This is a genomic window from Pseudomonas sp. EA_65y_Pfl1_P113 (genome assembly GCF_963970525.1).
In the GTDB taxonomy this organism is placed as follows: Bacteria; Pseudomonadota; Gammaproteobacteria; order Pseudomonadales; family Pseudomonadaceae; genus Aquipseudomonas; species Aquipseudomonas tritici.
Genome location: NZ_CAXAQM010000014.1, coordinates 16,211 through 39,672 on the forward strand (window position 1 = coordinate 16,211; position 23,462 = coordinate 39,672).

Annotated in this window: 19 protein-coding genes; 14 read left to right on the forward strand and 5 right to left on the reverse strand. The window is 60.7% G+C overall.

Annotated elements, in window-relative coordinates; genetic code table 11:
- Positions 1-3 precede the first annotated feature (3 nt).
- Genes cobN through AACY52_RS14800 form a run of 3 tightly spaced genes read left to right on the forward strand, consistent with a single transcriptional unit; the run spans position 4 to position 5,419 of the window.
- Positions 4-3,765 (forward strand): cobaltochelatase subunit CobN, encoded by a 3,762-nt coding sequence (gene cobN / locus AACY52_RS14790; protein ID WP_339418351.1) that lies wholly within the window; start codon positions 4-6, stop codon positions 3,763-3,765.
- Entirely contained in the window at positions 3,765-4,763 is a 999-nt protein-coding gene (locus AACY52_RS14795) for an AAA family ATPase (protein ID WP_339418353.1), read from the forward strand. Before cobN ends, AACY52_RS14795 begins: the two co-directional genes overlap by 1 nt.
- 26 nt (positions 4,764-4,789) lie before the next feature.
- Positions 4,790-5,419 (forward strand): VWA domain-containing protein, encoded by a 630-nt coding sequence (locus AACY52_RS14800; RefSeq protein WP_339560577.1) that lies wholly within the window; start codon positions 4,790-4,792, stop codon positions 5,417-5,419.
- A 51-nt stretch (positions 5,420-5,470) separates the two neighbouring features.
- Here the strand turns inward: AACY52_RS14800 and AACY52_RS14805 are convergent, their stop codons facing one another.
- Positions 5,471-6,418 (reverse strand): DUF1853 family protein, encoded by a 948-nt coding sequence (locus AACY52_RS14805; RefSeq protein ID WP_339497559.1) that lies wholly within the window; start codon positions 6,416-6,418, stop codon positions 5,471-5,473.
- A 144-nt stretch (positions 6,419-6,562) separates the two neighbouring features.
- Between AACY52_RS14805 and AACY52_RS14810 the strand changes: the two genes are divergently transcribed.
- From AACY52_RS14810 to AACY52_RS14845, 8 genes are all read left to right on the forward strand, one after another.
- Positions 6,563-7,453, forward strand: coding sequence for an NAD(+) kinase (locus AACY52_RS14810; protein WP_003217892.1), 891 nt, complete (start codon positions 6,563-6,565; stop codon positions 7,451-7,453).
- The gene (locus AACY52_RS14815) at positions 7,453-8,424 is read left to right on the forward strand and encodes a metallophosphoesterase (protein WP_339428032.1); all 972 of its coding nucleotides are present in this window, start codon (positions 7,453-7,455) and stop codon (positions 8,422-8,424) included. Before AACY52_RS14810 ends, AACY52_RS14815 begins: the two co-directional genes overlap by 1 nt.
- Entirely contained in the window at positions 8,421-9,290 is an 870-nt protein-coding gene (locus AACY52_RS14820; RefSeq protein ID WP_339438877.1) for a rhomboid family intramembrane serine protease, read from the forward strand. The genes AACY52_RS14815 and AACY52_RS14820 overlap by 4 nt, the downstream gene beginning before the upstream one ends.
- 14 nt (positions 9,291-9,304) lie before the next feature.
- Positions 9,305-9,565 (forward strand): DUF1315 family protein, encoded by a 261-nt coding sequence (locus AACY52_RS14825; protein ID WP_339418360.1) that lies wholly within the window; start codon positions 9,305-9,307, stop codon positions 9,563-9,565.
- Positions 9,562-10,392: a DUF2797 domain-containing protein gene (locus AACY52_RS14830; protein WP_339418509.1), complete on the forward strand. Its 831-nt coding sequence runs from the start codon at positions 9,562-9,564 to the stop codon at positions 10,390-10,392. Before AACY52_RS14825 ends, AACY52_RS14830 begins: the two co-directional genes overlap by 4 nt.
- 14 nt (positions 10,393-10,406) lie before the next feature.
- Positions 10,407-13,064: an aminopeptidase N gene (gene pepN, locus AACY52_RS14835; protein ID WP_339418362.1), complete on the forward strand. Its 2,658-nt coding sequence runs from the start codon at positions 10,407-10,409 to the stop codon at positions 13,062-13,064.
- 81 nt (positions 13,065-13,145) lie between these two features.
- Positions 13,146-14,276 carry a cell division protein ZapE gene (gene zapE / locus AACY52_RS14840; protein WP_339418363.1) on the forward strand — a complete coding sequence of 377 codons (1,131 nt, stop codon included), beginning with the start codon at positions 13,146-13,148 and terminating at the stop codon, positions 14,274-14,276.
- A 145-nt stretch (positions 14,277-14,421) separates the two neighbouring features.
- On the forward strand, positions 14,422-14,913 hold the full coding sequence (locus tag AACY52_RS14845) for a GNAT family N-acetyltransferase (RefSeq protein WP_339436730.1): 492 nt from the start codon (positions 14,422-14,424) through the stop codon (positions 14,911-14,913).
- Between the two features lie 97 nt (positions 14,914-15,010).
- On the opposite strand, the gene AACY52_RS14850 is transcribed toward AACY52_RS14845, so the two are convergent.
- The 4 genes from AACY52_RS14850 to AACY52_RS14865 form a co-directional block, all read right to left on the reverse strand.
- Positions 15,011-15,214, reverse strand: a complete 204-nt coding sequence (locus AACY52_RS14850; protein ID WP_339418366.1) for a hypothetical protein — start codon at positions 15,212-15,214, stop codon at positions 15,011-15,013.
- Between the two features lie 151 nt (positions 15,215-15,365).
- Entirely contained in the window at positions 15,366-17,591 is a 2,226-nt protein-coding gene (locus AACY52_RS14855; protein ID WP_339436728.1) for a TonB-dependent siderophore receptor, read from the reverse strand.
- Between the two features lie 114 nt (positions 17,592-17,705).
- On the reverse strand, positions 17,706-19,463 hold the full coding sequence (locus AACY52_RS14860) for a phosphoethanolamine transferase CptA (protein WP_339560578.1): 1,758 nt from the start codon (positions 19,461-19,463) through the stop codon (positions 17,706-17,708).
- Between the two features lie 160 nt (positions 19,464-19,623).
- On the reverse strand, positions 19,624-19,803 hold the full coding sequence (locus AACY52_RS14865; RefSeq protein ID WP_139113268.1) for a DUF6026 family protein: 180 nt from the start codon (positions 19,801-19,803) through the stop codon (positions 19,624-19,626).
- A 269-nt stretch (positions 19,804-20,072) separates the two neighbouring features.
- On the opposite strand from AACY52_RS14865, the gene gnd reads away from it, so the two are divergent.
- Genes gnd through AACY52_RS14880 form a run of 3 tightly spaced genes read left to right on the forward strand, consistent with a single transcriptional unit; the run spans position 20,073 to position 23,397 of the window.
- Positions 20,073-21,056: a phosphogluconate dehydrogenase (NAD(+)-dependent, decarboxylating) gene (gnd, locus tag AACY52_RS14870; protein ID WP_339418373.1), complete on the forward strand. Its 984-nt coding sequence runs from the start codon at positions 20,073-20,075 to the stop codon at positions 21,054-21,056.
- Positions 21,053-22,576 carry a glucose-6-phosphate dehydrogenase gene (zwf, locus tag AACY52_RS14875; RefSeq protein ID WP_339418374.1) on the forward strand — a complete coding sequence of 508 codons (1,524 nt, stop codon included), beginning with the start codon at positions 21,053-21,055 and terminating at the stop codon, positions 22,574-22,576. The genes gnd and zwf overlap by 4 nt, the downstream gene beginning before the upstream one ends.
- Positions 22,573-23,397 carry an HAD family hydrolase gene (locus AACY52_RS14880; protein ID WP_339418376.1) on the forward strand — a complete coding sequence of 275 codons (825 nt, stop codon included), beginning with the start codon at positions 22,573-22,575 and terminating at the stop codon, positions 23,395-23,397. The genes zwf and AACY52_RS14880 overlap by 4 nt, the downstream gene beginning before the upstream one ends.
- The last annotated feature ends 65 nt before the right edge of the window (positions 23,398-23,462 follow it).

Genomic DNA, 23,462 nt, shown 5'->3' on the forward strand with positions numbered 1-23,462 from the left:
CCCATGCACCTGCTCAGGACCCAGCCCGGTGGTTTCGTCTCAGACGACAATATTGCCGACCTTGGCCAAACCCCCGCTGAACTGGTGATCTTGTGCAGCGGTGATTCGAGCCTCGCACTGCTGGCCGAAGCCGCCCAGCACTTGCCGGATGATTACCCGACGTTTCGCCTGGCCAACCCGATGCAAGTGCAGAACCATGCCTCGGTCGACCTGTACGTCGATGAGGTGCTGCGCCACGCCAAGGTCATCCTGATTTCGCTGCATGGCGGCATTGGTTATTGGCGTTACGGCATCGAGCGTCTGGTGGCGTTGGCGGAACGCGGCGTGCAACTGATCCTGGTGCCGGGGTGTGATCGCCCGGACCCTGAGCTCAGCGGCTTGAGCACTGTTGGCGCACAGGAACGTGACCGCCTGTGGCACTTTCTGCGCCAGGGCGGCCTGGCTAACGCGCTGGATTTTTACCGCTGCCTGGCCAGTGCCTACCTAGGCCAAGACTACGCCTGGGCCGAACCGCAAACCCTGCCGCGCACGGCGATTTATCACCCGCACAACGCCACTGCCCGCCTGAATGATTGGCAGGCGGATTGGAACGCTGATTGGCCGGTGGCGGCGGTGCTGTTCTACCGCTCGCATTTGCAGGCCGCCAATACCGGCTTTATTGATGTGTTCTGCGAGCGCTTGCAGGCGGCGGGGTTGAACCCGTTGCCGATGGCGGTGGCCAGTCTTAAAGAGCCCGGCTGCCTGACGGTGGTCGAGGACTTGCTGGATGAGGTCGGCGCGGCGGTGATCCTCAACACCACCGGTTTTGCCCAATCCAGCCCCGAAGCGCCGCATTTGCGGCCGTTTCGCCGCAATATCCCGGTGATCCAGGCGATCTGCGCCCAGGACAATCAGCCCGGCTGGGAGGCCAGCGAGCAAGGCCTCGGCCCGCGCGATCTGGCGATGCACATTGCGTTGCCGGAGCTGGACGGGCGCATCATCAGCCGGCCGATCAGCTTCAAGGACCTGGCCTGGCGCAGCGAGCGCAGCCAGTCGGATGTGGTGTGCTATCGAGCAGCGCCCGAGCGTATGGATTTCGTGGCTGAGCTGGCGCGGCGCTGGGTCGAACTCGCACGGGTGCCGAACGCGCACAAGCGTATCGCATTGATCCTCGCCAACTACCCAACTCGCGATGGCCGTATCGGTAACGGCGTAGGCCTGGATACGCCCGCAGCGGCGCTGAATATCCTGCGTGCCCTGCAGGCCGAAGGCTATCCGCTGCCGGACACGTTGCCCGACAGCGGCACTGCGCTGATTCATCAACTGCTGGGCGGTGTCACCAACGACCTGGACAGTCTCGACCTGCGTCCGTGCCATCAAAGCCTGGGCCTGGACGACTACGAGACACTGTTCAGTCGCTTGCCCGAGGCTAATCGTCGAGCCGTGATGGAACGCTGGGGCACGCCTCATAACGATCCGATGTGCCGCGACGGCCGGATGATGATCGCCGGCCTGCGCCTGGGACTGACCTTCGTCGGTATCCAACCGGCGCGGGGTTATCAGGTCGACGCCAGCGCGGTGTACCACGACCCGGACCTGGTGCCACCCCATGGCTATCTGGCGTTCTATTTCTGGCTGCGCCATACCTACGGCGCCCACGCTGTGATTCACGTGGGTAAGCACGGCAACCTCGAATGGCTGCCGGGCAAGGGCGTGGGCCTCTCGGAAAACTGCTGGCCCGATGCGCTGCTGGGGCCGCTGCCGAATATCTATCCGTTTATCGTCAACGACCCAGGTGAGGGCGCCCAGGCCAAACGGCGTACCCAGGCGGTGATCATCGATCACTTGATGCCGCCGCTGACCCGCGCCGAAACCTATGGCCCGTTGCGTGACCTGGAGTTGTTGGCCGACGAGTATTACGAGGCGCAACTGCTCGACCCACGCCGCGCCCTGGAATTGCAGAAAGACATCCTCACGCTGGTGCGCGAAACCCGTATCGACCAGGAGCTTGAGCTGGACAAGGACGCCGACGCCGCCATCTGGCTGCCGCGCCTCGATACCTACCTGTGCGACTTAAAGGAATCGCAGATCCGCGACGGCCTGCACATCTTTGGCGAGTCGCCTGAAGGCCGCTTGCGTATCGACACCTTGCTCGCCTTACTGCGCATCCCGCGTGGTGACGGCCGAGGTCCGCAATCGAGTGTGCTGCGAGTGTTGGCCAAGGCTTTCGAGCTGGGCTTCGACCCACTCGACTGCGCCCTGGCCGAACCCTGGACCGGGCGCCGGCCCGACGTGTTGCTGAAAATCGATGAGCAGTTGTGGCGCACCGCCGGCGATACCCGTGAGCGCCTGGAGTTGTATGCAGCGCGGCTGATCGAACAGGCGTTGGAAGGGCCGCTTGAACAATTGGAAGCGCCCGGTTGGGAGGAGGTGAAGGCGGTGATCGAGAGCCTGCGCAGAGTCGTGGCGCCATGCCTGGACGCCTGTGGGCCGGCAGAAATGCGCGGGTTGCTGGACGCCTTGAGCGGCCGCTTCGTGCCTGCCGGCCCCAGTGGCGCACCGAGTCGCGGGCGTTTGGACGTGCTGCCGACCGGGCGCAATTTTTTCACCGTCGACGTGCGCAACTTGCCGACCACCACGGCCTGGCGCATTGGCTTCCAGTCGGCCAACCTGATTCTTGAGCGGCACCTGCAAGACCATGGCGACCACCTGCGCCAGCTCGGCCTGTCGGTGTGGGGCACCGCCACCATGCGCACTGGCGGCGACGATATCGCCCAGGCCATGGCGCTGATGGGCGTGAGGCCGGTGTGGGCGACGGGCAGCCAGCGCGTGGATGACTTTGAAATCCTGCCGATCAGCCTGTTGGACCGTCCGCGCGTTGACGTGACGTTGCGCGTGTCCGGCTTTTTCCGTGACGCCTTTGCCAACCTGATCCGCCTGTTCGACGCGGCGGTGCAGGCGGTGGCCGCGCTGGACGAACCAGACGACATGAACCCGCTGGCGGCCAAAGTGCGCAGTGAACGTGAGGCGTTGTTCAAGTCGGGCCTGGACGCAGAGGCCGCAGCGAAACAGGCCGGCTGGCGCATCTTCGGCGCGAAACCCGGCGCCTATGGTGCGGGTGTGCAAGGCGCGATCGATGGTCGCCTGTGGCAAAGCCGCGAAGACTTGGCCGAGGTCTATTTGAACTGGGGCGGCTACGCCTATGGCGGCTCCGATGAGGGCACCGCCGCCCGCGAGCAATTCGCCCAGCGCTTGAGCCAGGTGCAGGCGGTGTTGCAGAACCAGGACAACCGCGAGCACGACCTGCTCGACTCCAATGATTACTACCAATTCCAGGGCGGCATGCTCGCCGCCGTGGAAGAACTGAGTGGCGAAAAGGCCGCCAGTTACCACGGTGACCACAGCCAGCCGGACCTGCCGAAGATCCGAACGCTGAAGGAAGAGCTGAACCGGGTGATCCGTTCCCGCGCCGCCAACCCCAAGTGGATCGACGGCGTGAAGCGCCATGGCTATAAAGGTGCGTTTGAAATGGCCGCGACCGTGGACAATCTGTTCGCGTTCGATGCCACCACCGCGCTGATCGACGATCATCAATACGCCTTGCTCGCCGACGCTTACCTGCTGGACCCTGACACACGGGCCTTTGTGCAAGAGCACAATCCCGACGCCCTGCGTGACATGACCGAACGCATGCTGGAAGCGCAGCAACGTGGCCAGTGGCAGGCGCCGGGGGCTTATAAAGAGGCGTTGGAAAACCTGTTGCTGGATATAGAAGAAGACAGCTGATGACTGATACTCCGCATTTTCCGCTGTCCGCCGTGGTCGGCGCCGACGACTTGAAATTGGCCCTGTGCCTGACTGCCATCGACCCGAAGATCGGCGGCGTGCTGATCGAAGGCCCGCGTGGCATGGCCAAGTCCACCTTGGCGCGGGGGCTGGCAGACCTGCTGGCCAGTGGTCAATTCGTCACCTTGCCCTTGGGCGCTACCGAAGAGCGGCTGGTGGGGACGCTGGACCTGGACGCCGCATTGGGCGAAGGCCGCGCGCAGTTTTCCCCCGGCGTCTTGGCCAAGGCTGACGGCGGGGTGCTGTATGTCGATGAAGTCAACTTGCTGGCCGATCACCTGGTGGACCTGCTGCTCGACGTGGCGGCCAGCGGCACCAACCTGATCGAGCGTGACGGCATCTCCCATCGCCATTCGGCGCGTTTTGTACTGATCGGCACCATGAATCCGGAGGAGGGCGAGTTACGCCCGCAACTGCTCGACCGCTTCGGTTTCAACGTGGCCTTGAGTGGGCAGACCCTGCCGGTCGAGCGTGGGCAAATCATCCGTCGTCGCCTGGACTTTGACAGCGACCCGGCGGCGTTCTGCGCGCATTGGGCAGAGCCCCAAGCCGCTCTGCGCGAGCGCTGTACCCAGGCGCGGGCGCGACTCGACACCATCGCACTGGATGACCAGGCACTGGCGCAGATCACAGAGCGGTGCTTTGCCGCCGGTGTCGATGGCTTGCGTGCGGATCTGGTTTGGCTGCGCGGCGCCAGGGCGCACGCGGCATGGCGCGGGGCGGATGCGATCGCCGAGGAAGACATCGAAGCCGTCGCCGAGTTTGCCCTGCGCCATCGCCGCCAGGCACCATCGCCGCCGTCCAATGCGCCGAGTAAAGGGCAGTCGCCAACGTCCTCCGACACGTCGCCGGGTCAAGGCCAATGGGGTGACATGCCCGCACCGGCCCTGCCCACGGGCGCACGCCGGGATGTACCCACCTGGCCAAAAAAGCCCTAGGCATTCGCCCTCGACCTGACGCGGGGGTGGATGCCCGGCCCAAGGCAGGACGACTCGATAGAGGCAGGCACGGTAAGGTCCGGAGTGCGAAACAGGGTTCGATCAATTGGCCGGGCACTCTGCTCGATGGCCGGCCGCAATCGCGAGAGGATCTACGGTTTCACCTGCGCAGTCGCTCGGCCCATGAGTTGTGGCTGGTGATTGTCGATGCGTCGGCGTCAACCCGGCGCCATCGTGCGCTCACCGATGCCAAAGGTTTGCTGGCCCAGTTGTTTGATGACGCCTACCGCCAACGCGCGCGGATGGCCTTGTTGACGGCCAGCGGGCAATCGCCCAAATGGCAGGTACAGGGACTGAAAGCTGCGAAGGGTTTGGCCGGATGGTTGGACCTGTTGGGGGCGGGCGGGGGCACGCCGTTGTTCGCGGCGCTGACTGAGGCTGGGAATTGGCTGGCGGTGCGGCGTAAGCGGTTTCCGACTGAGCAGCAGCGCTTGTTGGTGATCACCGATGGGCGGCTTAAGGATGTCGCAGGACTGCCGTTGCTGGAGTGCTCGGGATTATTGATAGACATCGAGCGTGGGCCGATCAGGTTGGGCCGGGCTGAGGAATTGGCGGCTGGGTTGCAGTTGGATTATCAGCATATCGATAAGGTTTAGCGCCTGGGCCGCCGCCTTCGCGAGCAAGCCCTCAACTACACCACAAGGTTATCAGCCCGCCCCCGGCACATTCGGCCAAAGATCCGCCACCAGAAACAGCCGCTCAGCCTCTTCCCAATCCTGACCCGCCTGAACCAGCCGTACTAATAGCTGCGCTGGAGCCATCGGATCCAGGTCCGCCAGCCAACCCTGCATCTGCTCCTCACTCCATACCTCATCCGCTGGGTAATGCGCCGGCGCCAGCCATGCATGCCGGGGCAGGGGTTGCCAGCGGCCGGGGGCGCTGGCGCTGACAAATGCCCGCCAGTCGCGCTGATGCAACCAGCGCCCACGCAAATGCTGCGGGTGGGCACCCACGGGTGCCTGCGCTTCACCGGGCCAGGGATACAGCAAATACCCGCCCAGCCACAAATGCGCATCGAACTGCTGGATATCCAGCGCCGCCAACACCTCGCGGCTCTCCGCCCGCGCCGAGATTGGCAATTGGTGCTGGGCCAGATGCGCCAGCTTGCGGTCCAGCCGATCATGACAACCCGGCCCCAGCCACTGCGCCGTGTCCTGGCCGTCGCCGTCCTGCGGCCCCAGATAGAGTTTGATCGCCAGTTCCAAGTGATGCACGCCATCGCGGTCGCGCAGCAACATATCCAGCTCGCCGAGGGTATGCCCGGCGCGGCGGATCGGCAGGTTGGCGGCCAGCAACTCCACGCCCGGCGCATGCTGCACGGCGAACTGCCATAACCGCTCGTAATAAAGCCCAAGACGACGGGTACGGGCCAGGCTCAGCCAGTGTTGCAAGGGGCTGCTGTCGTGATCGAGTGCACGTAGCCATTGTTCGAGCAGGTGTGGCGCTTGCACCCAATCACTCCCGGCCAACGGGTGGCGTTGCGGCCACGGCGTCTGCGCCAGCATTGGCGGGGCGAGCATCACCCACGCCAAGTCGCGCACTTCAGGGTGGCGCAGCTGGCGGGGCAGGGTCTGCAGATCCGGGAACACAGTCATGGTCCGAGCATAGCCTTTTAACGGGGGCTCAGGTGGCTGAGAACCGTTGTCATCAAGGGTTCATGGCCACAAAGGATTTTGCCTGGGGCAGCCTTTCGCCCATAATCGTTCTTTTTGCCCCACCCCAAATCCCGCAGGAGCCCCATGGAGCAATTTCGCAATATCGGCATTATCGGTCGCCTGGGCAGTACCCAGGTGTTGGACACCGTCCGCCGGCTGAAAAAATTCCTGCTGGAACGCCACCTGCACGTGATCCTCGAAGACACCATCGCCGAAATCCTCCCAGGCCATGGCCTGCAAACCTCGTCGCGCAAGATGCTCGGCGAAGTCTGCGACATGGTTATCGTGGTTGGCGGCGACGGCAGCCTGCTCGGCGCCGCCCGGGCCCTGGCGCGGCATAACGTGCCGGTACTGGGGATCAACCGGGGTAGCCTGGGGTTCCTCACCGATATCCGCCCCGATGAGCTGGAAGTCGAAGTGGCCAAGGTGCTCGACGGCCATTACCTGGTGGAAAACCGCTTCCTGCTGCAGGCCGAAGTGCGCCGCCACGGCGAAGCCATCGGCCAGGGCGACGCCTTGAATGACGTGGTGCTGCACCCCGGCAAGTCCACGCGAATGATCGAGTTCGAACTCTATATAGACGGCCAGTTCGTGTGCAGCCAGAAGGCCGACGGCCTGATCGTCGCCACGCCGACCGGCTCCACCGCCTACGCGCTGTCGGCGGGTGGCCCGATCATGCATCCCAAGCTGGATGCCATTGTGATCGTGCCGATGTATCCCCATATGTTGTCCAGCAGGCCCATCGTGGTCGACGGCAACAGTGAGCTGAAAATCGTAGTGTCCAAAGACATGCAGATCTACCCGCAGGTGTCCTGTGACGGTCAGAACCATTTCACCTGCGCGCCCGGTGACACCATCACCGTGAGCAAGAAGGCACAGAAGTTGCGGTTGATCCACCCGCTGGACCACAACTACTACGAAGTGTGCCGCACCAAGTTGGGCTGGGGCAGCCGCTTGGGGGGTGGAGGCGACTGATGCTCGATCCCGCGCGTAGCTACGACCTGATTGGTGACGTGCACGGTTGCGCTCATACCCTTGAGCACTTGCTCGAGCGGCTGGGGTACCACAAGCAGGGCGGCACCTGGCGTCATCCTTCGCGTATGGCGGTGTTCCTCGGCGATATCATCGACCGTGGCCCTCGTATCCGCGAGGCGTTACATATCGTCCACGACATGGCCGAGGCTGGCCAGGCGCTGTGCATCATGGGCAACCACGAATTCAACGCACTGGGCTGGAGCACGCCAGCACCGCCGGGCAGCGGCAAGCAGTTCGTGCGTGAGCGCAACCCACGGCATGCGCGGTTGATCCACGAGACGCTGACCCAGTTCGAACACCACCCGGCCGACTGGCACGACTTCCTCGGCTGGTTCTATGACATGCCGCTGTTTGTCGACGCCGGGCGTTTCCGGGTGGTCCACGCGTGCTGGGATGACGGGTTTATCGAGCCACTGCGCGCGACCTTCCCGGACGGCTGCATCGACCAGCACTTCCTGCAGGCCGCCGCCGTCCCGGGCAGTTTTGCCTGCAATGCGTTTGACCGCCTGCTGCGCGGCACCGACATGCGCCTGCCGGATGGCCTGACGCTGACCGGTGGCGACGGCCTGACGCGCTCGTTTTTCCGCACCAAGTTCTGGGAAGACGACCCCAAGACCTACGGCGACATCGTGTTCCAGCCCGACGCACTGCCGGAGCCGGTGGCGCGCACGCCGTTGTCGTCCACTGAAAAGAATTCCCTGCTGCGCTACGGCGTCGACGAGCCTTTGCTGTTCGTCGGCCATTACTGGCGCAGCGGCAAACCGGCGCCGATCCGCGACAACCTGGCCTGCCTGGACTACAGCGCGGTGCTGTACGGCAAGTTGGTGGCGTACCGCCTGGATCAGGAACCCCGCCTGGATCCGCGTAAATTTGTATGGGTCGACGTTGAGCGGCCCGAGGTCATCACATGAGTACTGTGGCTGTATTGCGCCTGCCGCTGGGCGTCGACTTGGGTGGCTTCGTGAAGCTGCTGCAACGCATGCAAGTGCCCCATCGCATCAGCGAGGAATCGGGCGAGCAAGTGTTATGGGTGCCCGAGACCATCAGCGACGATGTGCGCGTGCTGTATCAGCGCTTTCCTGCGGGTGATCCGGACCAGCAACTGGATATTCCTGAGCAAGCGCCGGTCAAGCGCCCGGGTTTTGTCGAGCAACTGCGGCATAGCCCTGTGACGGCGTTGGTGCTGCTGGCGAGCATCATCGTTGGCGCGGTGACCTTGCTTGGCGAAAACCTGCAGGCCATGAGCTGGCTGACGTTCCTGCCGTTTCGCATTCTCGGTGAGTACATCCAGTTCACGCCGCTGGCCGATACACTGGCCTCGGGCCAATGGTGGCGGTTGGTTACGCCGATGCTGATCCACTTCGGCATCCTGCACCTGGCCATGAATGGCATGTGGTACTGGGAGCTGGGCCGGCGCATCGAAGCGCGCCAGGGCAGTATCAACCTGCTGGGGCTGACGCTCTTGTTCAGCCTGGTCTCCAACTACGCTCAATACGCCTACGGCGGCCCCGGGCTGTTTGGCGGTTTGTCCGGCGTGTTATATGGCCTGCTTGGGCATTGCTGGATTTTTCAACTGCTGTCGCCGAACCCGGCTTATCGCCTGCCCCGTGGGGTGCTGGCGATGATGCTGATTTGGCTGGTGCTCTGTATGTCGGGGCTGATCTCGATGATCGGCTTCGGCGAAATCGCCAACGCTGCCCATGTCGGCGGCCTGGTTATCGGTTGCTTGACCGGCTTGCTGGGCGGGTTGTACAGCCGCCGCAAATCGTCTATTTGATAAGGAAGAGCCTCATGTCCTCTTTTGCTGAAATGATTGAAAACATCACCCCGGACATCTACGAGAGCCTCAAGCTCGCCGTGGAAATCGGCAAGTGGTCCGATGGGCGCAAACTGTCCCCTGAACAGCGCGAGCTGTCTCTGCAAGCCGTGATCGCCTGGGAACTCCAGAACTTGCCGGAAGACCAGCGCACCGGCTACATGGGGCCGCAGGAATGCGCGTCCAAGTCCGCGCCGGTGCCGAACATCCTGTTCAAGTCGGATGCGATCCATTGATTGAAATTGGTCGTGGTGCAGTCAGCAAGATGTCGGCGCAACTCGGTGAGCCGACCGTTCAATACGCGTTTCGCCTTGGCGATGCCGAGGTGCCGGTTAATCCGTTGATCGGCACGCACATTCGCCTGGAATACCTCGGTGCCATCCATTGCAGCCATTGCGGCCGCAAGACCAAGACCAGCTTCAGCCAGGGGTATTGCTACCCGTGCATGACCAAGCTGGCCCAGTGTGACCTGTGCATCATGAGCCCCGAGCGTTGCCATTACGACGCCGGCACCTGCCGCGACCCAGGCTGGGGCGAGCAATTCTGCATGACCGACCACGTGGTCTACCTGGCGAATTCGTCGGGGATCAAGGTCGGCATCACCCGTGCCACTCAACTGCCGACGCGCTGGCTGGACCAGGGCGCGAGCCAGGCGCTGCCGATCATGCGCGTGGCGACCCGCCAGCAATCCGGTTTCGTCGAGGACGTGCTGCGTAGCCAAGTGGCCGACAAGACTAACTGGCGCGCGCTGCTCAAAGGCGATGCGCAGCCTGTCGACCTCAAGCACGTGCGTGATGAACTGTTCGCCTCCTGCGCCGAGGGCCTGCTGAGTTTGCAGGAACGCTTTGGGCTGCAGGCCATCCAAACGATTGCCGACATCGAACCGATCGAAATCCGCTACCCGGTCGAGCAGTATCCGACCAAGATCGTCAGCTTCAACTTGGACAAGAACCCGATTGCCGAAGGCACGTTGCTGGGGATCAAGGGCCAATACCTGATCTTCGACACCGGCGTAATCAACATTCGCAAGTACACGGCCTATCAGCTCGCCGTGCATCAGTAAAAAGGATGCCACCCATGCGCACCGAACAACCGAAGATGATTTACCTGAAGGACTATCAGGCGCCGGACTACCTGATTGACGAGACGCACCTGACCTTCGAGTTGTTCGAGGACCACAGTCTGGTCCATGCGCAACTGGTGATGCGCCGCAACCCGGAGCGCGGCGCAGGTTTGCCGCCGCTGGTGCTGGATGGCCAGCAGCTGGAGCTGTTGAGCGTGAACCTCGCCGATCAGGCGTTGACAGCCGATGAATATCAGCTAACCGACAGCCACCTGACGGTGCATCCGCAGAGTGCGACGTTTACCCTGGATACCACGGTAAAAATCCACCCGGAAACCAACACCGCCCTGGAAGGCTTGTACAAGTCCGGCAGTATGTTCTGCACTCAGTGCGAGGCCGAAGGCTTCCGCAAGATCACTTACTACCTTGACCGCCCGGACGTGATGAGCACATTCACCACCACGGTGATCGCCGAGCAACACCGCTATCCGATCCTGCTGTCCAACGGCAACCCGATCGCCAGCGGCCCCGGCGAAGACGGCCGCCACTGGGCGACCTGGGAAGACCCGTTCAAGAAGCCTGCCTACCTGTTCGCCTTGGTAGCGGGTGATTTGTGGTGTGTTGAAGACACCTTCACCACCATGACTGACCGCACTGTGGCGCTGCGCATCTATGTCGAGCCGGAAAACATCGACAAGTGCCAGCACGCCATGACCAGCCTGAAAAAATCCATGCGCTGGGACGAAGAAACCTACGGCCGTGAGTACGACCTCGACATCTTCATGATTGTCGCGGTGAACGACTTCAACATGGGCGCCATGGAAAACAAAGGCCTGAATATCTTCAACTCCAGCGCCGTGCTGGCCCGCGCCGAAACCGCCACCGACGCCGCCCACCAGCGCGTGGAAGCGATCGTTGCCCACGAATATTTCCACAACTGGTCGGGCAACCGCGTGACCTGCCGCGACTGGTTCCAGCTGTCGCTGAAGGAGGGTTTCACGGTGTTCCGTGATTCGGGCTTCTCGGCTGATATGAACTCGGCCACGGTCAAGCGCATCCAGGATGTGGCGTACCTGCGTACCCACCAGTTCGCCGAAGACGCCGGCCCCATGGCTCACGCCGTGCGCCCGGACAGCTTTATCGAAATCTCCAACTTCTACACCCTAACGGTGTACGAAAAGGGCTCGGAAGTGGTCGGTATGATCCACACCTTGCTCGGCGCTGAAGGCTTCCGTAAAGGCAGCGACCTGTACTTCGAACGGCATGACGGCCAGGCCGTGACCTGCGACGACTTCATCAAGGCCATGGAAGATGCCAACGGCGCCGACCTGACTCAGTTCAAACGCTGGTACAGCCAGGCCGGCACGCCACGTTTGGCGGTGAGCGAGTCCTACGACGCAGCGGCCAAAACCTACAGCCTGACCTTCCGCCAGAGCTGCCCGGAAACCCCGGACAAGGTAGAGAAACTGCCGTTCGTGATCCCGGTGGAATTGGGCTTGCTGGACGCGAAGGGCGCGGGTATCGCCTTGCGCCTGGCCGGCGAAGCGGTTGCGGGCGGCACGTCGCGTGTGATCTCGGTGACCGAGGCCGAGCAGACCTTCACCTTCATTGATATCGCCGAGCAGCCTTTGCCTTCGCTGCTGCGCGGTTTCTCGGCGCCGGTGAAGCTGAGCTTCCCGTACAACCGCGATCAACTGATGTTCCTGATGCAGCATGACAGCGATGGCTTCAATCGTTGGGATGCCGGTCAGCAGCTGTCGGTGCAGGTGTTGCAGGCGCTGGTTGGTCAGCATCAACAAGGCCAGGCCTTGAAGATGGATCAGCGGTTGATCACCGCGCTGCGCAGCGTGTTGAGCGACGAACGCCTGGACCAGGCAATGGTTGCGGAGATGCTATCGTTGCCGGGTGAAGCCTACCTGGCCGAAATCAGCGAAGTGGCGGATGTGGATGCCATCCACGCCGCCCGTGAGTTTGCGCGCAAGCAACTGGCCGACAACCTGCATGAAGAACTGTGGCTGCGCTACCAGGCCAATCGCGAGCTGTCCAAGCAAACGCCGTATGTTGCTGCCGCTGAGCATTTTGCCCGTCGTGCGTTGCAGAACATCGCGCTGTCGTACCTGATGCTTAGCGGCAAGCCGGAAGTCCTGGCCGCGACGCTTGAACAGTTCGACAGCAGCGACAACATGACCGAGCGCCTGACCGCACTGGCAGTGTTAGTGAATTCGCCGTTCCAAGTGGAGAAGGCGCAGGCGCTGGCCGTGTTTGCCGACAACTTCAAAGACAACCCGCTGGTCATGGACCAGTGGTTCAGCGTTCAGGCCGGCAGCACCTTGCCGGGCGGGCTGGCGCGGGTCAAAGCGTTGATGGAACACCCAGCGTTCACGTTGAAGAACCCGAACAAGGTGCGCGCCTTGATCGGCGCCTTTGCCGGGCAGAACCTGATCAACTTCCACGCAGCGGACGGCTCGGGTTATCGCTTCTTGGCGGACCTGGTGATCGAGCTCAATGCCTTCAACCCGCAGATCGCTTCGCGCCAATTGGCGCCACTGACCCGTTGGCGTAAATACGACAGCGCGCGTCAGGCGCTGATGAAAGCGGAGCTGGAGCGCATTCGAGCGTCCGGCGAACTGTCGAGCGATGTGTTCGAGGTGGTCAGCAAGAGCCTCGCCTGAGTCACTACGCTGCAGTAAAAAACGGCCTGTCGGGCCGTTTTTTTACGGCTGTAGCTTTCTCCGTAGGCCATAATGCCGGGCATGACTTCTGACTCACCGCTCGCTGCCTACCAATACGCCATTGCTCAACAGGGCTTCGTTGCCGACGACGCCCAGCGTCGCGCGGTGGATGCGTTACAAGCCTGCCATGAAGCCTTGCATCAAGGTCGCGCGCCGATCACCGGCGTGTACCTGTGGGGGCCTGTGGGCCGTGGCAAGACCTGGCTCATGGATCAGTTCTACCAAAGCCTGCGGGTGCCCGCGCGGCGCCAGCATTTTCACCACTTCATGGGGTGGGTGCATCAGCGTCTGTTCCAACTGACGGGCACCCACGACCCTTTGCAGGCGCTGGCCCGGGAGCTCAGCCAGGAAGTGCGCGTGTTGTGCTTCGATGAACTGTTCGTCAATGACATTGGTGACGCGATCATCCTCGGTCGCCTGTTTCAGGTGATGTTCGAGGACGGCGTGGTAATGGTCTGCACCTCTAACCAACCGCCTGACCAGTTGTATGCCGATGGCTTCAACCGTGAGCGGTTTTTGCCCGGCATTGCGGCGATAGAGCAGCATTTGCAAGTGGTGGCGGTGGATGGCGCTGAGGATCATCGCTTGCACCCTGGCGCCGGCCTTCAGCGCTATTGGGTGAATCAACCCGATGCGTTGGCAGCTGTGTTCAAGCAATTGGCCGAAGACCAGGCAGTGAGCAGCGGGCCGATTCCCGTCGGGCATCGTTCTATTCTGGCTGTCCAGTCCTGTGAAACAGTGCTTTGGTGCCGTTATGCCGATCTCTGTGAGCAGCCGCTGGCCGCGATGGACTTCATGCTGATGTGCGATCGTTTCAATGCCATCCTGTTGAGCGAAGTCCCTAATCTCAGCGCGCAACAGCGCCCGGGCCGCATAGCCCGTGGCACCGAAGACGGCGCCCAGCGTGTGGTGGCCGGTGATCGCGAATTGCCGCAGTTGTCGGTGCACGACGATAGCGTGCGTCGGTTCATTGCATTGGTGGACGAATGCTACGACCGCAAGGTGCCGTTGTTCATCGAGGCTCAGGTGCCCCTCGAATGTCTCTATACCGAGGGTTACCTGGCGTTTCCTTTCCGCCGCACCCTGAGCCGTTTGCAGGAAATGCAGTTGCAGCGTTATGGCTCAAGCGTGTGCGAAAAGATCAGGAAATGAAAGATTCGCGCTTTTTTACCGGCACAACCTTCGCGTTTTCAAACGCATATTTGTAGTTAATCTCCTTCAGCAGGTGGTGATTCCACGTTTACAATTGGCCTCTCAAAGGGAACCGAATCCCTTGTTGCCGTTATCGAGGAAGGAAATGGACACCCCTGACATCCTGGTGCTGCAAGCCAGCTACACGAACGCCGTGCATGCCGAAGCCATCGCGCTGGTGCTCAACCATTACGCCGAAGACGCGATGGGGGGCGGGCACAGCCTGGACCCGGATTTGCTAGCGCAACTGCCGAGCGAATTAGCCAAGCGTGCGCACGCGTTCAGCGTGTTGGCGTTTGTGAATGGAGAGCCGGCGGGGTTGGTGAATTGTTTTGAAGGTTTCTCGACCTTCGCCTGTCGCCCATTGGTCAACGTCCATGACGTGGCGGTAATGGATCGGTTCCGTGGCTTGGGCTTGAGTCAGAAAATGCTGCAGAAGGTTGAGGAAATCGCCCGCCAACGCGGTTGCTGCAAGATTACTTTGGAAGTGCTTGAGGGCAATGAAGTAGCGAAGGCCGCATACCGCAAGTTCGGGTTTGACGGCGCTAAATTTGATCCCGCTTATGGCGCCATGTTGTTTTGGAATAAGCCGCTGTAAAAAATAGTGTTATGACGGGCAATAAAAAAGGCGCCATTACATGGCGCCAAGTTAATCTTTGTCAACGGAGCGGAATGACAAAGAGTATGACGGTACATCAACTTTTTGGTTGCTGTGTTTCATCGGTTTTCGAGTTTTTAACCTCGCTGGAGGCCGTTTCCTCGGCTGGGCCGTTCATCTTGTCCTGCATGAAATTAAAGTTAGCGTAAAACTCTTTAGAGCGCTCTGAGCCGCCTTCGGCGAAGGCAGCGGCGGAAGTCAAGGTCATTAAGCCAGCCAGCATCAGCGTCGAGATTTTCATTGTCAGTATTCCCAAAAAGTGTGATCGGTGTCTGTTCTCTTAGATCAGACTCGTGGGGCAGATTATGTGCAGGGTGGATTAAGCGAAGCTTAATTGGATAGGCGTCAACCTTAACGATTTTGTTAAGGTTGGCGGTCATATAAGCTGTAGCTTAAAGCGTCCAATCCAGCGCAAGCGTGATAGCGCGCGGGTCGCCCCAATAAACGCCGTTATAGAAGCCGACGCGTTCGTAATATTTTTTATCAAATAGATTATTGACGTTGATCGACGCCGAAACGTGTTCGTCGAACTGGTAGCGGGACATCAGGTTGACCACTGCGTAGGCCTGCTGGGTGATTTTCGCCCGTTCGGTGACCCGCTGATTACCGACACGTTGGCCTGTAGGCCTGTCGCTGAACTCATAGATATCGCTCTGCCAGTTCACGGCACCACCCACCGTCAGGTTTCGCCACGTCCCCGGCAAACGGTAGGCGCTGGACACCTTCAGCAAATTCAATGGCTGCCCGGTGTTGTTGCGCTTGTCCGAGCCATTAACGGAGTGGGTGTAGGTGTAGCCCGCCGTCAGGTTCCAGTCCGGCATCACTTCGCCGGCAACCTCCAATTCGAAGCCGTTGACCTTGTTACCTTTGCCGCCGGACTTGTAGTACTCCTCACCCGTGGTCGGGTTAGGCAGGGCCGATTCATCCCGCTCAGCGACGTTGTCCTGTGTGCTCCAGAAGTACGCGGCTGCCACATTCAAGCGCTCTTTCAGCAAACTTCCCTTGAGACCCACCTCATAGTGGCTGCCCACCACCGGTTCCAGGTACTTGCGGTTGACGTCCTTGAGGCTTTGCGGTTTGAAGATGTCGGTGTAGCTGGCGTAGACGGTGTATTCCGGCGTGATGTCGTAGAGCAGGCCGGCGTAAGGCGTCAACAGGTCGTTGTGGGTCTGGCGAGTCTTGTTGGCCGCGATCAACTGGTCATCGTCACCGTATTCGGGCGTCGCGCTCTCCAACGCCCAACTGCCATAGCGGCTGCCCAGTACGGCGTGCAAGCGCTCGGTGAGGCTCAAGCGCGTGGCCAAGTAGCCGGCTTTCTGTTGCTTGCTGCTGTGTTCACCCTTGAGGTCGGTAACGGTGTCGCCGAACGTGCCAATCCCGCCCATGTATTTCCAGTCTTCGATCGTGTAGTAGCCACCCGGTATGCTGCTGCGCATCACAGGGGACACGTCGCGCTGCGTGGCCTCGCCATAACCCATCATCAGTGCATGCTCGCGGCCCAGCAACGCGTAGCTGCCGGCAAGGTTGAGGTCCACAGCTTCCATTCTTGAGGTGCCACGCATGTGGCTGGCCCAGGCGGTCATGCCGCTGCGGTCGTCATTGGGGAAACCCGCGCCACCGTAGTACACCTTGCCATCCGTGTCGCTCTGGCGATGGGTATAGGCGGCCTTTAAATGCCAGTCACCGCCCAGCCGATGATCGAGGCTGGCGAAGGTTGTCTTGTCGGTCAGCGGCCAGGAACTCCAGTGCGCCGCCATATTGGTCGAGCGCGACAACCCGGCCTTGCCACCCTGGCTATTCCAGTAAGGCACGGTGCCCCAGGACGTGCCTTGCACTTGCTTGTTCTGGTAATCAAAACCTACGGCCAGCACGGTTTCGTCTGATAAATCTGCTTCAAGAATGCCGTAGCCAACCGACCGTTGCAGCCCGTAGTTATCACGCAAGGATTGGCTGTCGCGGTAGGCCAGCACCGTGCGCCCGCGCAGCTTGCCGTCGAACGCCAGCGGCCCGCCCACATCCATGTAGCTGTAGTAGTTGTCGTAGCTGCCGGCTCTTACCCCGGTTTGCGCCTGCCATTGAGCGGTAGGGCGCTTGCGCACCATATTGACCGTGGCGGAGGGGTCGCCGGCGCCGGTGGTCAAGCCGGTAGCGCCACGAACCACCTCAATGTGGTCGTAGATGATGGTGTCGGCATCGGATTTCATGTAGCCAAAGGTGTTGAGCATCCCATCAATCTGGTAGTTGCTGATGCCATAACCACGCGAGGAGTAGGAGACACGGTCGGAATCGTTGTGCTGAACGTTGACCCCCGTGGTCTGGCGCAGCACCTCTGTCAACGTATTGAGATTGAAATCATCCATCTGCTGGCGAGTGATCACCGAGATCGACTGCGGGGTTTCCTTGACGGACAGGTCAAGGCGGGTGGCGGTACTCATCGAACCGGTCGTGTAGGCGCCCGTGTGTTCAGTGGTGGCGCCAAGGCTCTCGGCGGTGATGCTCGTGGCGCCCAGTTCGAACGTTTTCTGTTCGGGGTCGGTTTCAGCCAACAGATCCGGGCTCGCGACCACGCTGAAGAGGCCGAGGGTGAAGGTCATGGAACGGGTTAGAGGCGCAAACATCGCAGAAGACTCCTTGTCGTCTTTTTGGCCTTTCCGGTCGGGAAAGGCCATGGTTCAAAGACGAAAAGAGCGGGCGAACTTTAGGCTTAAGCGAGAATGATTGTTATTTTTGTGTTACGGCGCCGGTTGTTCCTGGAGCACCACGTCAGTCGGGCTCACCTTTTTCGGCTTGATCAGGCTGAAGTCGATCAGGGGTTTTTGTTGGCGTAGGTATGGGTTACCTATCATCTGTGGGCGCGCCGTGAAGCGGTCGCTCACCAGGCTTTTCGTAAGGTCCAACTCGCTGAAACTCAGGCCGGCGAGGTCGGCCCACGTATGAATCAGCTGTGAGCTGCTGTAAGGCCGTTGCAAGTCGCCTGCAAAGCTCCAGTCATGGCTTTCACGCCATTTTGGCGAGGCGTAGGCCATGAACGGAACGGTGTACATCGGCGCCGTCGGCTTGCTTTCGTTGCGTCCCAGCGTGCTGTGGCCCGCCGAGTCGAACACGTCTTCGCCGTGGTCCGATAAGTACAGCAGGAAACCGTTTGGATCGGTCTTGGCGTAGTCTTTGATCAGGCTCGACACCACGAAGTCGTTGTACAGCACGGCATTGTCGTAGCTGTTGTAAGTCGGCAATTGATCGTCACTCACGCCTGCAGGCACGCCCTGGCGGCCGGTGAATTTATCGAAGGTCTGCGGGTAGCGATACTGGTAGCTCATGTGGGTGCCCAACAGGTGCACCACGATGAACTTACGCTCGGCCGGGTCGGCCAGGGCCTTGGAAAACGGCGCCAGTACGTCGCCGTCGTATTGACGGGCGTTCTGGTTGCGGTTGTTGTTCAGGTACACCTGCTCGTCGGCCTGTTCGGAAAAGGTCGTGAGCATGGTGTTGCGCTTCGTCATGGTCTGTTGGTTGGTGATCCAGTAGGTCTTGTAGCCGGCCTGTTTCATCACGCTGACAATGGATGGCGTCTTGAGGTACAGGTCCGGGTTCTCTTCGTCAGCGAAGGTCAATACCTGTTGCAGCGCTTCGATGGTGTAGGGGCGCGGGGTGATGACGTTGTCGAACACCGCCAGTTGGTCGCGCAGTTTGTCCAGCTCCGGCGTGGTGTTACGCGGGTAGCCGTAGAGGCTCATGCGCTGACGGTTGGTGGATTCGCCGATCACCAGTACCAGGGTTGAGGGCTGGCCGGCCATGCTGTCCTTGAGGTTTGTCAGAGGCGGGATCTGGCTGGCGCTGTCGAGCATGCCTTGCATGTTGTCCAACTGCTCGGTGTAATGGTGGTAGGCGACGATCATCTGCCACGGCACCGCAGGTTCGATGCGCGATTCAAAGCGGTCGATGGCATCGTCCATCGTGTCGCTGCGGGCGATCTGCTTGACCAGCGGGTAACCAATGACGCCCACCAGGATCGCCGTCGCTGCGAGCAGCGCCTGGCCACGTGGCAGATACACCGGGCGGACGCGGGTCCATAGGAAAATGGCCGCGGCGGTGTGGGCGATGAACGCCAGCACGATCCACCAGGCGAAATATTGGGTGGCGTATTCACCGGCTTCAGAGATGTTCGACTCGAACATGATGAAGATGACGCTTTGAGAAAATTCCTGCTGGTAGATGAAGAAATAGCCCAGGCTGGCCATGGAGCAGGCCCACAGGACTACGCCGATCAAGGCGGCGAACAAGCGCGTACGGCGGGGGAATATCAGCAGTGGCGCCAGCCAGATCGCACTCATGAAGAACGCTTGGCGAAAACCACTGAAACCAGAGGTGCCACTGAGCTGAATCAGCAGTTGGGTAATACCCGAGAAGTACCAGAAAAACAGGAATAGCCAGCCAAGACCGGCCCAATCAAAGCTTTTCGCAGACTTCGTTCTGCGTTCGAACATCGCCATCCAGCGCTCCAACCCGATAATTTTTCAGTCGACGCGCAGGGCTGCGCGCAACAGAGGCCACCCTTGCATGGGGTGGCCCTTCGGGCGGGAGTATCGGGAGGGAGGTGTGAAAACGTTGTAAGATTTTTGTAGGCGTAATCTTACAACGTGATGACGGGGCTCAGCAGAGCGCTGGCTGGGCGCCGGAAGGCTGATCCAACTGGGCCTGGATGATGTGCGAACGCAGGCGTATGACTTCCTGCTGCAGTTGTTCGCGTTCGTCTTTCAACTGGCGCAGCTCGTCGCGTCGAATGGTGACGTAGAGGGTCTGTGGCGGACGGTTCATCTGTGCAGTGCTCATTGCTTACCTCGCAAATAGCCAGTGTGTCGCGGTGTGCCAGAACGCTTGAGTCGAGGTTCTCGGCAGCAGTCAGGACGATTCTGAATTCTTTTTGCGAGCAATGGAACTTTTTTATTTTTGAAGGTCCTGTGACTTTTTGTGCAGTGATGCCGAAGTGGTGGCAAATTTTTCTCATGAAACTACAGGTATCCGCGCTGGACTAACCCTCATTAGCCTCATTGCGCTATAAACTATGTCACACATTTTTTAGTAGTTAGGAGCATCAGCACATGCAACTGGGGATTATTGGACTAGGCCGCATGGGCGGGAATATTGCACGGCGCCTGATGCTCAATGGGCATACCACCGTTGTTTACGACCGTAACGAAGCATTTGTCAAAGGCTTGAGCGAAGAGGGCGCCACTGGCGTTGCCGGCCTCAAGGCCCTGGTTGCCGGGCTGCAAAAGCCACGCACCGTGTGGGTGATGTTACCGGCAGGCGCGCCGACCGAAGACACCATCAACGAATTGAGCACACTGCTGGAAGACGGCGATGCAATCATCGACGGCGGCAACACCAACTATAAGGACGACGTTCGCCGGGCCAAGGCACTGGCGGAGAAAGGCCTGCACTATGTCGACGTCGGTACTTCCGGCGGCGTCTGGGGCCTGGAACGTGGCTACTGCATGATGATCGGTGGGGATGCCGGGACCGTGCAGCGCCTTGATCCTATCTTCAAGAGCCTGGCCCCGGGCCAGGGCAACATTGCGCGCACCAAGGACCGTTCTGCCAGCGCTGACCCTCGCGCCGAGCAGGGCTATATCCACGCGGGCCCTGCGGGTTCCGGGCATTTCGTCAAGATGATCCACAACGGCATCGAATACGGGATGATGCAGGCGTTCGCCGAGGGTTTTGACATCCTCAAGACCAAGAATTCGGAAAACCTGCCGGAAGACCAGCGTTTCGACCTGAACGTTGCCGATATTGCCGAAGTCTGGCGCCGTGGCAGTGTGGTGTCGTCCTGGCTGCTGGACCTGACCGCCGACGCCTTGGCCACCGACCCGAAACTCGACGGTTACTCCGGTTCCGTTGCCGACAGTGGCGAAGGCCGCTGGACCATCGAAGCCGCCATGGAACAAGCCGTGCCGGTGCCCGTACTGTCCACCTCGCTGTTCGCCCGCTTCCGCTCGCGTCAGCAGAGCACGTACGGTGACAAAATGCTCTCTGCCATGCGCTTCGGCTTTGGTGGTCACGTGGAGACTTCCAAAAAATGACCGCCAACGGCAAAAAAACCAAGGCCGAACCCGCACCACCGACCACCTTGTTTCTGTTTGGCGCCCATGGCGACCTGGTCAAGCGCCTGCTCATGCCGGCGCTGTACAACCTCAGTCGTGATGGGCTGCTGGGCGATGGCTTGCGCATCGTCGGCGTTGATCACAACGCCATCAGCGACGCCGATTTCGCGAAGAAACTCGAAGACTTCATTCGCACCGAAGCGGCGAGCAAGGTCAAGGGTAATGCGGATAACGCCCTGGACCCACAATTATGGGCGCAGTTGGCCAAGGGCATCAGCTACGTCGAAGGTGATTTCCTCGACGACAGCACCTACGCCGACATTGGCAAGAAGATCGCCGACAGCGGCACTGGCAACGCGGTGTTTTACCTGGCCACCGCACCGCGCTTTTTCAGCGACGTGGTGCAGCGCCTGGGCAGTGCTGGCCTGCTGACGGAAACCGATGACAGCTTCCGTCGCGTGGTGATCGAAAAACCTTTCGGTTCCGACCTGGCCACCGCCGAAGCGCTGAATGCCAGCCTGCTCAAGGTGATGAGCGAGAAGCAGATCTATCGCATCGACCATTACCTGGGCAAGGAGACGGTGCAGAACATCCTGATCAGCCGTTTCTCCAACGTGCTGTTCGAAGCGTTCTGGAACAACCATTACATCGACCACGTGCAAATCACCGCCGCCGAAACTGTCGGTGTTGAAACCCGTGGCAATTTCTTCGAGAAGACCGGCACCCTGCGCGACATGGTGCCCAATCACTTGTTCCAACTGCTGGCGATGGTGGCGATGGAGCCACCTGCCGCCTTTGGTGCCGACGCCGTGCGCGGTGAAAAAGCCAAGGTGATTGGCGCCGTACGCCCGTGGTCCCTGGAAGATGCGCGGACCAACTCGGTACGCGGGCAGTACACCGCCGGTGAAATCGGCGGGAAGCCACTGCCGGGTTACCGCGAAGAAGCCAACGTTGCACCTGACAGCAGCACTGAGACCTTCGTCGCCCTCAAGGTGATGATCGACAACTGGCGCTGGGTCGGCGTGCCGTTCTACCTTCGCACTGGCAAGCGCATGAGCGTGCGCGACACCGAAATCGTGATCTGCTTCAAGCCGGCACCCTATGCACAGTTTCGCGATACCGAAGTCGATGAGATCAAGCCCACCTACCTGAAAATCCAGATCCAGCCGAATGAAGGCATGTGGTTCGACCTGCTGGCGAAAAAGCCCGGGCCGACCCTGGACATGGCCAACATTCAGCTGGGTTTTGCCTACAAGGACTTCTTCGAGATGCAGCCCTCGACCGGGTACGAAACCCTGATCTACGACTGCATGACCGGCGACCAGACTTTGTTCCAGCGTGCGGATAACATCGAAAACGGCTGGCGCGCCGTGCAGCCCTTCCTCGATGCATGGCAGGAAGATGACGGGATCCAGGCCTATAAGTCGGGTGAGGATGGGCCTGCAGCCGCCGATGCGTTGCTGGCCCGTGATGGCCGTGCCTGGCACAGCCTCGGATGAGTGATGCAGCGATTCATCCCATCCGTTTTATCCTCAGTGATGTGGACGGCACGTTGTTGCATCCTGATCACAGCCTCAGCCAGCGCACTGCCGACGCTGTGCGCGCCTTGCGCGACAGTGGGGTGTTTTTCAGCCTGGCCAGCGGGCGACCGCCCAAGGCCATGCTGCACCTGATCGAAACCTTCGGCATCGATGTGCCGGTGGCCGGCTTTAACGGTGGCACGCTGATCCACCCGGATGGCAGCATCCTGGTCGCCCACCATCTTCCGGCAGAAGCGGCGCTGGTGACCCTGGCGCTGTTTTCAGCGGAGCCGGAGGTGGAAGTGTGGGTGTTTGCCGATGGCGATTGGCTGCGCCGTGACCCGCCAGGGCCGATGCAGCAGCGCGAAACCGATGGCCTGGGATACGGGCCGGTAGTGGTGGAGAGTTTTGAGCCGTACCTGGACCGGATCGACAAGATTGTCGCTGCCAGCCACAACACGCAATTGCTGGTGGAGCTGGAAGCGCAGCTGCAGCCCAAGGTGCAGGGGGCAGCCCAAGTGTCACGCTCGCAACCGGTGTACCTGGATGTCACTGCGATGTTGGCCAATAAGGGCGAGGCCTTGAAAACCTTGGCGGCGCACCTTGGGGTCCCCTTGGAGCAGACGGCGGCCATCGGTGATGGTGGCAATGACCCGGCGATGTTTCATGTGGCCGGGTTATCGATTGCCATGGGGCAGGCTGAAGAAACCGTCAAGCGCCAGGCCAGTGTGGTCACTGGCAGCAATCTCGAAGACGGCGCTGCCGAAGCGATTGAGCGGTTTATTCTCGCGAAGCGATAAGCGGTTTTCGCTCTAACACTGAACGTGCGCTCATTTAAAACGATGAGCGCAAGTTACAGCGCTGG

Bases quoted from the DNA above. Each gene is read 5' to 3' on its own strand.
- AACY52_RS14820 (WP_339438877.1), top strand. From the start codon at position 8,421: ATGAGTACTGTGGCTGTATTGCGCCTGCCGCTGGGCGTCGACTTGGGT.
- AACY52_RS14850 (WP_339418366.1), bottom strand. From the start codon at position 15,214: ATGAAAATCTCGACGCTGATGCTGGCTGGCTTAATGACCTTGACTTCC.
- zapE (WP_339418363.1), top strand. From the start codon at position 13,146: ATGACTTCTGACTCACCGCTCGCTGCCTACCAATACGCCATTGCTCAA.
- AACY52_RS14860 (WP_339560578.1), bottom strand. From the start codon at position 19,463: ATGGCGATGTTCGAACGCAGAACGAAGTCTGCGAAAAGCTTTGATTGG.
- AACY52_RS14810 (WP_003217892.1), top strand. From the start codon at position 6,563: ATGGAGCAATTTCGCAATATCGGCATTATCGGTCGCCTGGGCAGTACC.
- AACY52_RS14825 (WP_339418360.1), top strand. From the start codon at position 9,305: ATGTCCTCTTTTGCTGAAATGATTGAAAACATCACCCCGGACATCTAC.
- pepN (WP_339418362.1), top strand. From the start codon at position 10,407: ATGCGCACCGAACAACCGAAGATGATTTACCTGAAGGACTATCAGGCG.
- zwf (WP_339418374.1), top strand. From the start codon at position 21,053: ATGACCGCCAACGGCAAAAAAACCAAGGCCGAACCCGCACCACCGACC.
- AACY52_RS14805 (WP_339497559.1), bottom strand. From the start codon at position 6,418: ATGACTGTGTTCCCGGATCTGCAGACCCTGCCCCGCCAGCTGCGCCAC.
- AACY52_RS14815 (WP_339428032.1), top strand. From the start codon at position 7,453: ATGCTCGATCCCGCGCGTAGCTACGACCTGATTGGTGACGTGCACGGT.
- gnd (WP_339418373.1), top strand. From the start codon at position 20,073: ATGCAACTGGGGATTATTGGACTAGGCCGCATGGGCGGGAATATTGCA.
- AACY52_RS14795 (WP_339418353.1), top strand. From the start codon at position 3,765: ATGACTGATACTCCGCATTTTCCGCTGTCCGCCGTGGTCGGCGCCGAC.
- AACY52_RS14855 (WP_339436728.1), bottom strand. From the start codon at position 17,591: ATGTTTGCGCCTCTAACCCGTTCCATGACCTTCACCCTCGGCCTCTTC.
- AACY52_RS14845 (WP_339436730.1), top strand. From the start codon at position 14,422: ATGGACACCCCTGACATCCTGGTGCTGCAAGCCAGCTACACGAACGCC.
- AACY52_RS14865 (WP_139113268.1), bottom strand. From the start codon at position 19,803: ATGAGCACTGCACAGATGAACCGTCCGCCACAGACCCTCTACGTCACC.
- cobN (WP_339418351.1), top strand. From the start codon at position 4: ATGCACCTGCTCAGGACCCAGCCCGGTGGTTTCGTCTCAGACGACAAT.
- AACY52_RS14880 (WP_339418376.1), top strand. From the start codon at position 22,573: ATGAGTGATGCAGCGATTCATCCCATCCGTTTTATCCTCAGTGATGTG.